Annotated in this window: 11 protein-coding genes; 4 read left to right on the plus strand and 7 right to left on the minus strand. The window is 66.5% G+C overall.

The genetic code is table 11. The features are described 5' to 3' along the window. The first annotated feature begins 40 nt into the window (after positions 1-40). The 4 genes from EP380_RS14805 to EP380_RS14820 are packed head-to-tail and all read left to right on the plus strand — an operon-like array spanning position 41 to position 4890. On the plus strand, positions 41-1147 hold the full coding sequence (locus tag EP380_RS14805) for a sugar ABC transporter substrate-binding protein (protein ID WP_164749870.1): 1107 nt from the start codon (positions 41-43) through the stop codon (positions 1145-1147). Next, on the plus strand, positions 1144-2694 hold the full coding sequence (locus tag EP380_RS14810) for a sugar ABC transporter ATP-binding protein (RefSeq protein ID WP_127599158.1): 1551 nt from the start codon (positions 1144-1146) through the stop codon (positions 2692-2694). Before EP380_RS14805 ends, EP380_RS14810 begins: the two co-directional genes overlap by 4 nt. Next, positions 2681-3643 (plus strand): ABC transporter permease, encoded by a 963-nt coding sequence (locus EP380_RS14815; protein WP_106571884.1) that lies wholly within the window; start codon positions 2681-2683, stop codon positions 3641-3643. The genes EP380_RS14810 and EP380_RS14815 overlap by 14 nt, the downstream gene beginning before the upstream one ends. Continuing rightward, the gene (locus tag EP380_RS14820) at positions 3640-4890 is read left to right on the plus strand and encodes a M20 family metallo-hydrolase (RefSeq protein ID WP_127599159.1); all 1251 of its coding nucleotides are present in this window, start codon (positions 3640-3642) and stop codon (positions 4888-4890) included. Before EP380_RS14815 ends, EP380_RS14820 begins: the two co-directional genes overlap by 4 nt. A gap of 122 nt (positions 4891-5012) precedes the next feature. Here EP380_RS14820 and EP380_RS14825 read toward each other — a convergent pair whose 3' ends face one another. The 7 genes from EP380_RS14825 to EP380_RS14855 all read right to left on the minus strand — a co-directional run bounded on the left by EP380_RS14825 (position 5013) and on the right by EP380_RS14855 (position 12639). After that, a complete protein-coding gene (locus tag EP380_RS14825) occupies positions 5013-6005 on the minus strand; it encodes an LLM class flavin-dependent oxidoreductase (protein WP_127599160.1) in 993 nt (330 codons plus the stop codon). A gap of 12 nt (positions 6006-6017) precedes the next feature. After that, positions 6018-6512, minus strand: a complete 495-nt coding sequence (locus tag EP380_RS14830) for a (2Fe-2S)-binding protein (RefSeq protein ID WP_106571887.1) — start codon at positions 6510-6512, stop codon at positions 6018-6020. Then, entirely contained in the window at positions 6509-7333 is an 825-nt protein-coding gene (locus EP380_RS14835) for an FAD binding domain-containing protein (RefSeq protein ID WP_127599161.1), read from the minus strand. The genes EP380_RS14830 and EP380_RS14835 overlap by 4 nt, the downstream gene beginning before the upstream one ends. After that, positions 7330-9672 (minus strand): xanthine dehydrogenase family protein molybdopterin-binding subunit, encoded by a 2343-nt coding sequence (locus tag EP380_RS14840; protein WP_127599162.1) that lies wholly within the window; start codon positions 9670-9672, stop codon positions 7330-7332. The genes EP380_RS14835 and EP380_RS14840 overlap by 4 nt, the downstream gene beginning before the upstream one ends. A 34-nt stretch (positions 9673-9706) precedes the next feature. After that, complete coding sequence (locus EP380_RS14845) at positions 9707-11026, minus strand: TRAP transporter large permease (RefSeq protein WP_106571890.1); 1320 nt, start codon at positions 11024-11026, stop codon at positions 9707-9709. Next, a complete protein-coding gene (locus EP380_RS14850; protein ID WP_106571891.1) occupies positions 11019-11510 on the minus strand; it encodes a TRAP transporter small permease subunit in 492 nt (163 codons plus the stop codon). The genes EP380_RS14845 and EP380_RS14850 overlap by 8 nt, the downstream gene beginning before the upstream one ends. 61 nt (positions 11511-11571) lie before the next feature. Beyond that, positions 11572-12639, minus strand: a complete 1068-nt coding sequence (locus EP380_RS14855) for a type 2 periplasmic-binding domain-containing protein (protein ID WP_164749871.1) — start codon at positions 12637-12639, stop codon at positions 11572-11574. Positions 12640-12656: the final 17 nt, after the last annotated feature.

The following is a 12656-nucleotide window of genomic DNA, read 5'->3' on the forward strand; positions in this document are numbered from 1 at the left end:
GAGGTCAAAGGGGATCCAACGCGTAACAAGGGAGAATGGCATGACACGCCTGAAAACACTGACCGGCCTCGCATCCGCCTTCGTCCTCGCCAGCCTGCTGCCCGCCGCGGCACAGGACGGCGTCGACCAGGCGCGCGCCAATATCGAAGCCTATTCGGGCATTCCCGATTTCGAGGCGCCGGGCGAACCGTTCGACGCCAAATCCTGCATGGCCGGCAAGAAGATTTTCACGATACCCGCCTCCAGCTCGATCCCGTTCATCAAGACGATCAGCGATCACAAGGGCAAGCTCGCCGCCGAGCTCGGCTTCGAGCACATGGAGTGGGAAAATCAGGGCAATCCCACCCAGTGGATCCAGGGCATCGAGCACGCCACCAACAACGGCTACGACCTGGTGAGCCTGCTCGCCGGCGCCGATCCCCGTTTCTTCGAGCCTCAGGTCGCCCAGGCCCAGGCCGCGGGCGTCAAGATCGTCACCTCGCACCTGACCGGGCTGGAACAGGACGCGCCCGCCGGCGTCGATGCCGCGGTGGCGATCGACTACCGCAAGGCCGGCGAATTGATGGCGGACTGGACGATCGCCCGGACCGGCGGCAAGACCAATGCGCTGGTTCTGGTGTCCAACGAGGCGCTGTCGACGGATTCGATCGTCAGCGGCCTGAAGGAAGCCTTCGACACGCGCTGCCCGGAATGCACATACGAGATCGTCAACGTGCCGATCACCGACTGGGCGACGAAGATCCAGCCGACCGTCGCCGGCGCGCTGCAGGCCGATGCCGGGCTGAACTACGTGATCCCGATCTATGACAGCATGTCGAGTTTCGTAACGCCTGCGATCGCCATCGCCGGCCGCACCGACCAGGTCAAGGTCGCCACCTTCAACGGCACGCCCTTCGTGCTCGACCTGATCCGCGCCGGCGACGTGGAGATGGATATCGGCGAGAACCTCGACTGGATCGCGCACGCCATGCTCGACGCCGAGATGCGTCTGTTGTGCGGCAAGGAAACGATCCGCGATTCCAAGGTTCCGCTGCGCGTCTTCGACGCGGACAATATCGGCGAGGTCGGCGAGCCGGCCGACGCGGCCAAGGGATACGGCGACGCCTATGTGGCGGGCTACCGGAAGCTGTGGCAGCTCGCTGAGTGAACGAGCGGCATCCTCCGAGGCTGGCGATCAGGGGACTGTCGAAGTCGTTTGGCGGGGTCCACGCGCTTTCGGGCGCCGACCTTGCCGTGATGCCTGGCGAGATCCACGGGCTTCTCGGCAAGAACGGCTCCGGCAAGTCCACGCTGATCAAGATCCTGTCCGGCTTTCACAAGCCGGACGGGGGCACGCTCGAGATCGACGGAAAACCGGTTCCGCTGCCGATTCCGCCCGGTCGCAGCGAGCGTATCGGACTGTCCTTCGTCCACCAGAATCTGGGCCTGCTGCCCGAGGCCACGGTGCTGGAAAACCTGATCGCCGGCGATCATGAGCGGGTCGCGTCCTGGTTCATCAACTGGCCGGCGGAAGCCGCGCGGGCGCGCCGGCTGTTTGCGGAGCACCACCTCGACCTCGATCCCTGGGCCGCGGTCGAGGAGCTGACGCCGGTCAAGCGCGCCCAGCTCGCCATCATCCGCGCGGCCGACCGCGTCGGCTCGCACAACGAGCAGGCCACGCCGGGACTTCTGGTTCTGGACGAACCGACGCCCTTCCTGCCGATCGAGGACGTTCGCGAACTCTTCGCCATGATGCGCCGGCTCAAACAGTCCGGGGTCAGCATCATCTTCGTCTCGCACGACATCGACGAGGTGATGGAGATTACCGACCGCGCCACCGTGCTGCGCGACGGCCAGGTGATCGGCAGTTTCGAAACCAGCCGCACCGACCGCTCCGAAATCGTCGCCGCGATCGTCGGCCGCTCGATGAGCCAGGCCAGGCTCGTCGGCGATCCGCCCTCCGGCGATCCTCCGGCGGCGTCGGTAGCCGGGCTGCGCGGCCGGTTCGTCGACGATCTCGACCTAAGGGTTGCGCCCGGCGAAATCCTCGGGCTGACGGGACTGATCGGTTCGGGTTACGACGAGGTCCCCTATCTGCTGTCGGGCGCGGCGGCGGCGATGGCCGGAACGCTCGCCATCAACGACGGAAACTACCCTCTGAGACATTTCAAGCCGGCCGAGGCGGTCGCGGCCGGAATCGTGTTCATTCCCGCCGACCGCCAGAAGGCGGGCCTGGCGCTCGATCTCACATTGACCGAAAACGCCATGTTGCCAGCGACGGTGCAGGGTGGCGGTCGCCTGCGGATAGATCATCGCGGCAACAGGACGATAACGGCGGAACTGATGCGCCGCTTCGTTGTGAAGGCGCAGTCGCCGCAGCAGGCGGCCTCGGAACTGTCGGGCGGCAACCAGCAGAAATTGCTGCTTGCGAAATGGCTGCGCCTCGACCCGAAGCTGATCCTGCTCGACGAGCCCACGCAGGGCATCGACGTCGGCGCGCGCCGGGAGATCTACGACCGGCTGCTGGAAGCCTGCGCCCGGGGCGCGGCCATCCTCTGCGCCACATCGGAGTTCGAACAGCTCGAAATGATCGCCCACCGGGTGCTTGTGTTCGAGCGCGGCCGCGTCAAGGCGGAGCTGCGAGGGGCGGCGGTCACGAAATCGTCCATCGAGGCGGCGTGTTACGGGGAGAGCAGAATTCATGCGTCAGTCTAGTGTCGGCTATCAAGTCGAGCGGTTTGGGCTCGTTCTGGTGTGGCTGGCCGTCATCGCGCTCTTCGGCGCCATGCGCCCGGAGACATTTTTGACCTGGTCCAACTTCTCCAGCATCTTCGGCTCAGAAGCCGTGCTGGTGATCGTCACCCTCGGCCTGATCATTCCACTCACCGCCGGCGACTTCGACCTGTCCATCGCCCAGACCCTGACTTTCGTGTCGATGCTGACCGCGATCTTGAGCGCGCGCCTGGGCGTGCCGCTCGTCTACATCATTCCGATCGCGCTCGCCGCCGGCGCGTTGGTCGGCGTGGTCAACGGCACGATCGTGCTGTTTTTTCGCGTTCATTCGCTGATCGTCACGCTCGGGGTGGGAACGTTCCTGCACGGCATCACGCTGTGGATGAGCGACAGCCAGACGATCAGCGGCGTCTCGCGCATGCTGATGCAATACGTGATCATACACCGGATTTTCGGCATCCCGATCAGCTTCTATTACGCGGTCGCGCTGGCCGCGATCGTCTGGTACGTGCTTTCCTACACCGCCTACGGGCAGCAATTGCTGTTTACCGGGCGCGGGCGCGAGGTCGGCCGCCTCACCGGCGTGGCGGTCGGGCGCGTGCGCATGATCGCCTTCGCCGCGTCGGGCATGATGGGGGCGGTTGCCGGCATGCTCTATACCGGCACCACCGGCTCGGCCAATCCGAACTCTGGAACGACCTTGCTGCTGCCCGCCTTCGCCGCGGCCTTTCTCGGCGCGACCTGCATCAAGCCGGGCCGCTTCAACGCGTGGGGATCGGTGATCGCGGTCTATTTCCTGGTGACGGGCATTAACGGGCTTTCGGTTCTTGGCTTCCGCACCTATGTGCACGATCTCTTCTACGGCGGCGCCCTGGTGCTGGCGGTGATGATTTCTCAGCTCGTCAGCGGGCGCAGGGAGAAAACGCTTTGACCGAAATTGCCAAAGATGCCCTGCCCTTGCTGCGCATCAACGCCGATCGGCTGTGGGCACGCCACATGGACATCGCCCGGATCGGGGCGATCGCTGGCAACGGGTCCTGCCGTCTGGCGATGACAGCGGAGGACGCCGAGGCGCGCGCCCTGCTGGCGTCCTGGTGCCGCGACGCCGGTCTCGAGCTGAAAATCGACCGCGCCGGCAACATGGTCGCGATCCGCCCCGGCAGCGATCCGGCGCGCGGCATCGTCGCCTCGGGAAGCCATCTCGACACCCAGCCGCACGGCGGCCGCTTCGACGGCGTCTCGGGCGTGCTGGCAGCCCTCGAGGCGGTGGAGACGCTCAATGACGCGGGCGTCGCAACCGCCGCGCCGCTGGCTGTGGTCAACTGGACCAACGAGGAGGGCGTGCGTTACGCGCCGGGCCTGCTCGGTTCGGCCTGGTATGCCGGACTGCTAACGGATGACGCGCTTTCCGACACCCGCGCCGCCGACGGCATGCTGTTCGACGACGAGGCGCGGCTGCGCGGCTGGCTCGGAAATTCTTCGGAAAAAATCTCGCTCGCGGCATTCCTCGAACTGCATATCGAGCAGGGACCGGTGCTGGAGCGGGAGGAAAAGCAGGTCGGCATCGTCACCTCCGTCCAGGGCCTGACCTGGCTGGACGTGAGGGTTTCGGGCACCGACGCTCATGCCGGCACCACGCCCCTCGATCACCGGCAGGACGCGCTGCTGGCGGCCGCCCGGATGCTGGCGGCGCTCAACGAGGCCGGTCTGGAATGCGGCCCGGCGGCCCGCGTCAGCGTCGGCCGTCTGACAACCGCCACCGATGGGCCGAGCACCGTCGTCGGCGAAGCCGCCTTCGTGATCGACATCCGCCACCCCGACGCCGGAACGCTGGCCGAGTTGACCGCCAGATGCAGCGCGATCTGCGAAACCCTCGCCGCCAAATCCGGATGCACGGCAGCCGTCACCCGGCGGATCCAGGTTTCGCCGACCCAGTTCGACGCACGCTGCATTCGCGCGCTCGAGGCCGGCGCCCGGCGGCGCGGCTACGCCTATCGCAAGATCGCCAGCGGCGCGCTGCACGATGCCGCCAATGTCGCCCAGGTTGTGCCCACGGCGATGGTTTTCGTGCCGTGCCGGAACGGCATCAGCCACAACGTCAACGAATACGCCTCGCCGGAAGACCTGGCCGCCGGAACCAACGTGCTGCTCGACGCCCTGCTTGACCTGGCGCGGTAGCTCAAGCCGGTCTTGCGACGACCGGCCTGTTTCAACAGGGCGGCCGGCAAGAACGTACGAGTGAAGCGTCCTCGCGGCCGACGATCCGGCCGGCCCGAGGATTTCGGTTCGCCGGGCCCCGGCTAGCGCACCGCGCCCCACAGCCGGTGCACCATCGCCTCGTAGTCGAACCGCTCGAGCACCTCGAGGCTCGGACGCAGGCCGAAAATATCGGCTCCCGCCGCCGCCAGGTCCTGAATGCCGGCCCGACATTCCTCGGCCGAGCCGATCACCGCGATCCGGTCGATATAGTCGTCCGGAATCAGGTCCGGTCCGACCTTGGCCGCGCCGCCGCGCATGACGGCGCGGATCTTCTCGACCTCGTCCTTGTCGATCCCCAGGATCCCCGTCACCTTGCTGTGCGAATTGGCGATGGTGCGCGCGGTGATCAGCCGGATCGTGTCGTACATGGCCGATTTCTCCTCGCCGCAAAGGGCAAAGTTCCAGGCCACGATCTTGACGTCGTCCTCCGGCCGGCCGGCGGCGGCCGCCGCCTCGCGGATCCACCCCGTCACCGTCCTCATCGCGTCGGGGCGTCCGACATTGCCGACGATCACGCCGTCGGCGACCTCGCCGGCCATGCGGAAAGCGCGCGGATGGGTGGTGGCGACATAGATGTCGACCGGGTTCTTCGGCTTGAACTCCATATGCGCGTTGTCGAAACGAAAGACGTCGTTTGCCACTGAATGATGTTCACCCGCCAGCACCGCCTTCATCGCCACGATGGCGTCGCGGGTGGTTTCGGTAAAGTCCCCGTCCGGCGCGGCCATCGCCTTGCGTGTCGGTTTCAGCCCCGCGCCGATGCCCAGCACCACGCGGCCCTCGCAAAGATCGGCCACCGTGCCCACGGCCCGGGCGATCTGGATCGGGTGCCGCGTATAGGGATTGGCGATGCCAACCCCGAGCCGGATCGTGGTCGTCTTGGCCGCGATCGCGCCCAAAAGCACGTACGGGTCGCGCATGAAGGTCTCGTCGGGCACCCAGACCATGGGGATGCCGGCATCCTCGGCCCGCTGCACCATCTCGATGACCTCGGCCGCGGTCTGCCGTGGCAATGCGCAAAATGAAAAATCCATACCGTCCTCTCGTTAGGTGGTTCCGGCTTTCGCCGCGGTAGCTTGGCTCTTGGTCTCGATGACACGCGCGATCGCGCGGACGATGCCGCGATAACCGGTACAGCGGCAGATGCAGCCGGCGAGCTCGGCGCGGATCTGCTCGGTATCGGGCCGGTCGTGGCGCAGCACGATGTCGCGCGCCGTGGCCAGCATGCCCGGCGTGCAATAGCCGCATTGAAGCGCGTGCTCGTCGCGGAAGGCCTGGCGCAGCCGGGTGACCACCGGGTCGTCGTCGAAACCTTCGACCGTGGTGACCCGCACGCCCTCGCACGACGCCGCCAGCGTGATGCAGGAGCGCATCGGCATGTCGTCCACCACCACCGTGCAGGCCCCGCAGGCGCCATGCTCGCAGCCGAGATGCGTGCCTTTCAGCGCCAGGTTCTCGCGCAGAAAATCGGCCAGGCTGAGCCGCGGATCGATCTCGGCGCGCACCGGCTCGCCGTTGACGGTAAGCGAAAGCGTGGTCACGACGAAACCTCCTTCATGGCACGGCGCAGGCAGGTGGCATGGATCTGCATCTCGTAGCGGTCGAGATCGGGCTCGCGCTCAGCAAGCGCGGCGCGGATCGTTGCCTCCGCGGCCAGGCTTCCGGACGCGACAGCCCCTTCGAGGGCCTCCAGCCGGCAGGGCCCGCCGACCGCGCTGCTGCCGGCGACGACGCGGGTGAAGCCGCGCGCGGGATCGTGCACCACCGCCGCGATCGCCTCGCCGAAGGCGCCGGCCTTCTTGCGCATCTTACGGTAGGACCAGCGGGCCGAAGGCGACAGTTTCGGCAACCGGATCCCGGTCAGCATCTCGTCCTCTTCGAGCGCCGTCGTGAAAACGTCGACGGAAAAGTCCTCGCTTGCCAGCGCCCGTTCGCCATCGGGACCGGCAAGCTGCACGGTGGCGCCGAGCGCCATCATGGCCACCGGCCAGTCGGCGGCGGGGTCGGCATGGCAAAGGCTACCGCCCAGCGTGCCGCGATTGCGCACGGCGCGATAGGCGATGTCGCGGGCGACGAAGGCGAGCATGCCACACCAGTGATCGCCCGAGGCGCCATCCTCGAGCGTGGCGTGGGTGACGCCGGCCCCGATCAGCACGGTTTCGCCCTCGTCCGAGACGGCACGCAGGTCGGCGATCGCGCCGATGTCGACGAGCGTCTCGGCGAAGGCGACGCGCAGGTTGAGCATCGGCACGAGCGACTGGCCGCCGGCGAGTATCCGCGCACCGCCGGCGCCTTCGGCGAGCGCGGCAACGGCCTCGGCAATGCTGACGGGACGCAGATAGGCGAACGCGGGAGCCTTCATCGCGCGGCCTCCTTCTTGCCGGCGGCGCGGTCCTGGGCATCGAAGATCGCCTGCAGCACCCGGCGCGGCGTGGCCGGCACCGCGCACAGCTCCGCCCCGGTGGATCGAAGCGCGTCGTTGATGGCGTTGACCACGGCGGCCGGCGGGGCGATGGCACCGCCTTCGCCGACGCCCTTGACGCCGAAGCGCGTATAGGGCGAGCGCGTTTCCATATGGTCGAGTCGGATCATCGGAATCTCGCTCGCCGCCGGCACCGAATAGTCGCCAAACGTGGTTGCAAGCGGCTGTCCCTGGTCGTCGAAGGGCACTTCCTCGAACAGCGCCGTGCCGATCCCCTGCGCGACGCCGCCCAGCACCTGGCCGTCGACGATCATCGGGTTGACCCGGGTGCCGCAATCGTCGACCGCGACATAGTCGAGCACCTCCACGGTTCCCAGTTCCGGGTCGACCGCCACCCGCGCGGCATGGGCGGCATAGGCAAAGGGCGCCCGGTCTCCGTCGGGCCGATAGCCGCCGGTGACCTCCAGCCCGTCGCGCAAAAGCTCCTCGGGCAGGTCGAAGGGACGGAAATGCCAGATCACGGCTGCTTCCTCGATCGTCATCGAGGCGCCCGGCCCGACGAGTTCGCCGGCCTCCAACCGCACATCGTCGGCCGTGCACTGCATCATGTGCGCGGCGATCTCCCTGAGCTTAAACGCAAGCTTGTCGGCGGCGGCCGCGACGGCGCCGCCGGTCATGACGATGGCGCGCGAGGCGTAGGTGCCGGTCGAATAGGGCGAAAGCGCCGTATCGCCATGGCGCACCGACACGCGTTGCGGGTCTATGCCCAGCACCTCCGACGCGATCTGCGCCAGCGTCGTCTCCATGCCTTGCCCGTGCGACTGCACACCGACCCGGATCTCGAGGCTGCCGTCCGGCTGCATGAGCGCGGCGGCCTGCTCGAAGCCGGGCATCATCTGCACGCCGATCTGGGAGATTGTGGCGGTGGAGACCGCTGTGTGCTCGGTATAGACGGCATAGCCGGTGCCGATCAGCCTGTCGGGTCCGGCATCTGCCGACACCGCGTCGACCATCGCGCGCGCCCGGCGCAGCGAGGCCGGATAGTCGCCGCTGTCATATTCCTTGCCGGTGATCGCCTTGTAGGGCATCGCCGCGGCGGGCACGAGATTTTCCAGCCGCACCTCGACCGGGTCGCGGCCGACCGCACGCGCCACGGCGTCGACAAGGGTCTCCATGGCGAAGCAGGCGCCGGGGCGCGCGACCGCCCGGTAGGGCGAGAGCGGCGGCTTGTTGGTCGCAACCGTCATCGTGCGCACCCGGTAGCCGCCGATATCGTAGGGGCCGGTCAGGATGCCGCTTGCCTGGATGGCGTCGAAGCCATTGGTGTGGGGCCAGATCGAATAGGCGCCGGCATCGGTGGTCAGCACCGCGTCCAGCGCCAGGATGCGGCCGCGATCGTCGGCATGCGCCGTCATCCGGTAGCGATGCTGGCGCGCGTTGGCGCCGGCGGTCAGGTGCTCGAACCGGTCTTCCAGCCAGCGGACCGGCCGTTTCAGCCGCAGCGCCAGCCAGGCGACGATCACCTCCTCGGGATGCAGGATCGCCTTGTAGCCAAAGCCGCCGCCGACATCGGGCGCCACGACACGTATCTGGCGCTGCTGCAGGCCAAGGCACTGGCAGAGCGCGTTGCGGATCATATGCGGTGACTGGGTGGAGGAATAGACCACGAGCTGGCCGTCTCGGGCATCGTAATGGGCGAGCGCGCCCTTGCCCTCGAGCGGCACCATCGCCTGGCGCGCCATGTCGAGCGTGCGTGTCACCTGGACGGTGGCGCGCGCCACCTGCTCCTCGATGCCGCTGTCGAAGCGGGTTTCCATCGATAGATTCGTGCCCCAGTCCGCGTGCACGAGCGGCGCGCCCTCAGCCATCGCCGCGTCGATCGAGGCCACCACAGGCAGTTCCTTCAGGTCGGGGACCACCCGCTCGGCCAGATCCTCGGCCTGCGCCCGGTTCGGAGCGAGGCAGGTGGCGATGATCTCGCCGACGAAACGCACGCGGTCGAACGCCATTGGCGGGCTGCCTACGATCCGGTGTCCGGCCACGTTGGAGGTGGGGCGGATCGGAACGACGCCATCCATGTCGCGGGCGGTGAAGACCCGCTCGCCGGCCTCTTCCGGTTTTTCGATCCCCACGATCTCGGCATGGGCGAGCGGGCTGCGCACGAACGCCACGTCCAGCATGCGCGGCATCTCGATATCCGCGAGGTAGCGGCCGCGCCCGTGAAGAAAGCGGTCATCTTCCTTGCGCGGGAGAGACGCGCCGACGCCTGTGTCTGTCATGGGATTTTCCTTCGTTCCTTAGCTCCGGTCGCCGTCAGATCCCGACAAAGGAGGTGAGCCACAAGGCGGTCGCCGGAAAGAAATAGACGATCAGCATCACCAGCACCTGGCAGGCCACGAACGGCATCACGCCGAACGCCATCTGGCGATAACTCATGTCCGGCGGCGCGATCGAGCGCAGATAAAACAGCGACGGCGCCATCGGCGGGGTCAGATAGCTGGTCTGCAGGGCGATGATGGCGAGCACCGCGAACCAGACCGGATCGATGCCGGCGGCACGCAGGAGCGGATCGTAGATCGGCACGCAGATCAAAACGATCGAGATCCAGTCCAAGACGAAGCCGAGGATCATGATGATCAAAAGCACGATCAGGATCAGTTCGCCCGAGGACAGGTCCATCGCCAGGATCGTCGACTGGATCAGCTGACGGCCGCCATTGATCTGAAAGATGCTTGTGAACATGGTTCCGCCCACGACGATAAGCATCACCATCGCAGTGATCACCAGCGTCGCGCGCGTCGCCGACCACAGCACCTCGATCGAGAGACGCCGGTAGAACAGTGTCAGAATGATCGTGCCGAGCGCGCCGACGCCGGCGGCTTCGGTCGGCGCGGCGATCCCGGCGATGATCGACCCGACCACCGCCAGAACCAGCGCCAATGCCGGCAGCAGCGAGGTCAGCGTGATCCAGATCTTGTCGCGCATCGGCATCGCGAAGTCCTCGTCCGCGACCGGCGGGCCGTCCTGCGGGCGCAGCGCGCAGCGCGCCAGCGCGTATCCCAGGAAGCAGGCGACCATCAATATGCTTGGAATGATGACCGCGGCGAACAGGTCACCGATCGAAAGCTGTCCCTGCGTGGCGTAGACCACAACGACGATCGACGGCGGGATCATGGTGCCGAGCGAGCCGCCGGCGCAAATCGTGCCGGCGATCAGGTCGTTGGAATAGTTGTATTTCTTCATAGCCGGAATCGCCATCATGCCGACCATGACCTCGACCGCGCCGACAATGCCGGTTCCGGCGGCGAAGATCGCGCACATCGACAGCGCCGCGAGCGACAGCCCGCCCGGCAACCGGCCGAGCCACAGCCGCATCGCCTCGAAAAGGCGCGCCGCGATCCCGGAGCGTTCCAGCATCGCGCCCATGAACACAAACAGCGGGATGGCCGCGAACGTGGGCTGGGAAGCGACCTTGTCGACGAAGCGGTAGAGCTGTGCCGGCGCGATGTCGCCAAAGGCCAGAAGCGCGAAGCCGAAGGCGGTAACGATCAGGCTGAACGCGACCGGCAGGCCCAGCAGAATGAGAAGAAAGAGGGTCGGAAACATCAACCCCGCGAGCAAGGGATCACCCATGACGCCCTGCCGCTTTCAAGCTGGCGCGAAGGCCGGTCACGAGAATCTGGGCTGTCAGCATCACCATGCCCGCCGCCAGCGCGGCGTAGAAGGGCCATAATTGCGGCGCGAACGCGCTGACCGGGTCGACCTCGCCCTTTTCATAAGCGCGCAACGCTTTGGTCACCGCGACATAACTGATCGCCGAAAAAGTCGGCAAAGCGAGTGTGAGAAGCAGTACGGCACCGATGCCGGAGCGCAGGCGATCGGGCAGCATCAGCACGAGGAAGTCGATACTGACGTGACCGTCCTCCTTCAGGCAGAAGGCGGCCGCGCACAAGAACAGCGCGCCACCCAGCATATAGGTCAGGTCGCCCGCCCACAGGGTCGGACTGCCGAACACGTAGCGGCTGGCGACCTCGAAGATCATCACCGCGATCAGCAGAAAGACCATGATGCCCGCGAGGAAGGCGAAGCCGGCCGATAGTCTGTCGATGAGTTTCATTGTGACTTCCTGCTGGAAGGCCGGGCCCGAAGCCGCATAGCGCGACCTGGGCCCGGTCCGGTCATTTCCGATCCAGGTGCTTGTAGGAAGCGCCGTCGGCGTAGAGATCCTGATAGGCGAAGTAGCTGTCGCCGATCTTCTTCATCCACGCATTGCCGCCCGCCGTCTGCTCCTCGGCCTTGGCTGCGGCCCATTTGCGGCCCGCTGCGGTGATCGCCTCGGTGACTTCCGCCGGCAGTTCCTGAAGCTTGTTGTTGCCCGAGCGCAGCTCCTTCATCGCGACCAGGTCGGCCATGCCCGACTGCAGGTAGCTTTCGAACACGGCGAGTTTGGCCGCCGCGGTCACGATTTCCTTGAGATCGTCGGGCAGTGCGTCCCATTTTTCCGCCGTGACGATGAATTCGTTGATCCCGGCGGGAAAATGAAGACCCGGCGTGATGATGTACTCGGCCGCATTCTCCAGTCCCGCGATCTGATTGTCGGCCGGCCCGGACCATTCGGCAATGTCCACCCCGCCACGATCGAGCATCTGGTAGACTTCGCTGCCGGTCACGAAGACCGGCGCGGCTTCGAATTCCTCCGACAGGATGGAAGCCCACGAGCCCGCGGCGCGGAACTTCAACCCCTTCAGATCCGCGACGCCTTCGATCGGCTTGTGCGAATGCCAAAGCTCCGTGCCGACAACGCCGCCGACCAGCGAATGCAGACCGAGCGTGTCGCGCTTGAACTGGGTCAGCAGGTCCTGCCCGCCGCCCTCGTAAAGCCAATAGAGCATGGTTTCCGGCCCCATGCCGCCGGGATGGCCGGCATAGAAGCTGTTGGCCGGATCGGCGTTGACCGCGTAGAGCGGCGTGATCATGGCCGCATCGGCGGTCCCGTCGAGCACCGCCTCGTAATTCTTGGTGGCCGGCGCGAGCACGTCGACCGGATAGGGTTCGATCACCAGCCGGCCCTCGGAGAGCTCGTTCACGCGCTTGGTGAAGGGCATGACGATGTTCTTCCACAGACCCCAGGTCTCGCCAGCATAGCTCGACATCCGCCAGGTGATCGGTTCGTCCTGCGCCAGGGCCGGGAGCGTACCGGCAAGAGTTGCGACCGCCACAAGGGCCGCCTTTGTCCACCGTTTCATGTGTTGGTTCTCCTGTT

Source organism: Nitratireductor alexandrii (genome assembly GCF_004000215.1).
GTDB classification, from domain to species: Bacteria; Pseudomonadota; Alphaproteobacteria; order Rhizobiales; family Rhizobiaceae; genus Mangrovimarina; species Mangrovimarina alexandrii.

Excerpts from the sequence above, each read along its gene's own strand:
- EP380_RS14805 (WP_164749870.1), top strand. The coding sequence starts at position 41 with ATGACACGCCTGAAAACACTGACCGGCCTCGCATCCGCCTTCGTCCTC.
- EP380_RS14815 (WP_106571884.1), top strand. The coding sequence starts at position 2,681 with ATGCGTCAGTCTAGTGTCGGCTATCAAGTCGAGCGGTTTGGGCTCGTT.
- EP380_RS14825 (WP_127599160.1), bottom strand. The coding sequence starts at position 6,005 with ATGGATTTTTCATTTTGCGCATTGCCACGGCAGACCGCGGCCGAGGTC.
- EP380_RS14835 (WP_127599161.1), bottom strand. The coding sequence starts at position 7,333 with ATGAAGGCTCCCGCGTTCGCCTATCTGCGTCCCGTCAGCATTGCCGAG.
- EP380_RS14840 (WP_127599162.1), bottom strand. The coding sequence starts at position 9,672 with ATGACAGACACAGGCGTCGGCGCGTCTCTCCCGCGCAAGGAAGATGAC.
- EP380_RS14845 (WP_106571890.1), bottom strand. The coding sequence starts at position 11,026 with ATGGGTGATCCCTTGCTCGCGGGGTTGATGTTTCCGACCCTCTTTCTT.
- EP380_RS14850 (WP_106571891.1), bottom strand. The coding sequence starts at position 11,510 with ATGAAACTCATCGACAGACTATCGGCCGGCTTCGCCTTCCTCGCGGGC.
- EP380_RS14855 (WP_164749871.1), bottom strand. The coding sequence starts at position 12,639 with ATGAAACGGTGGACAAAGGCGGCCCTTGTGGCGGTCGCAACTCTTGCC.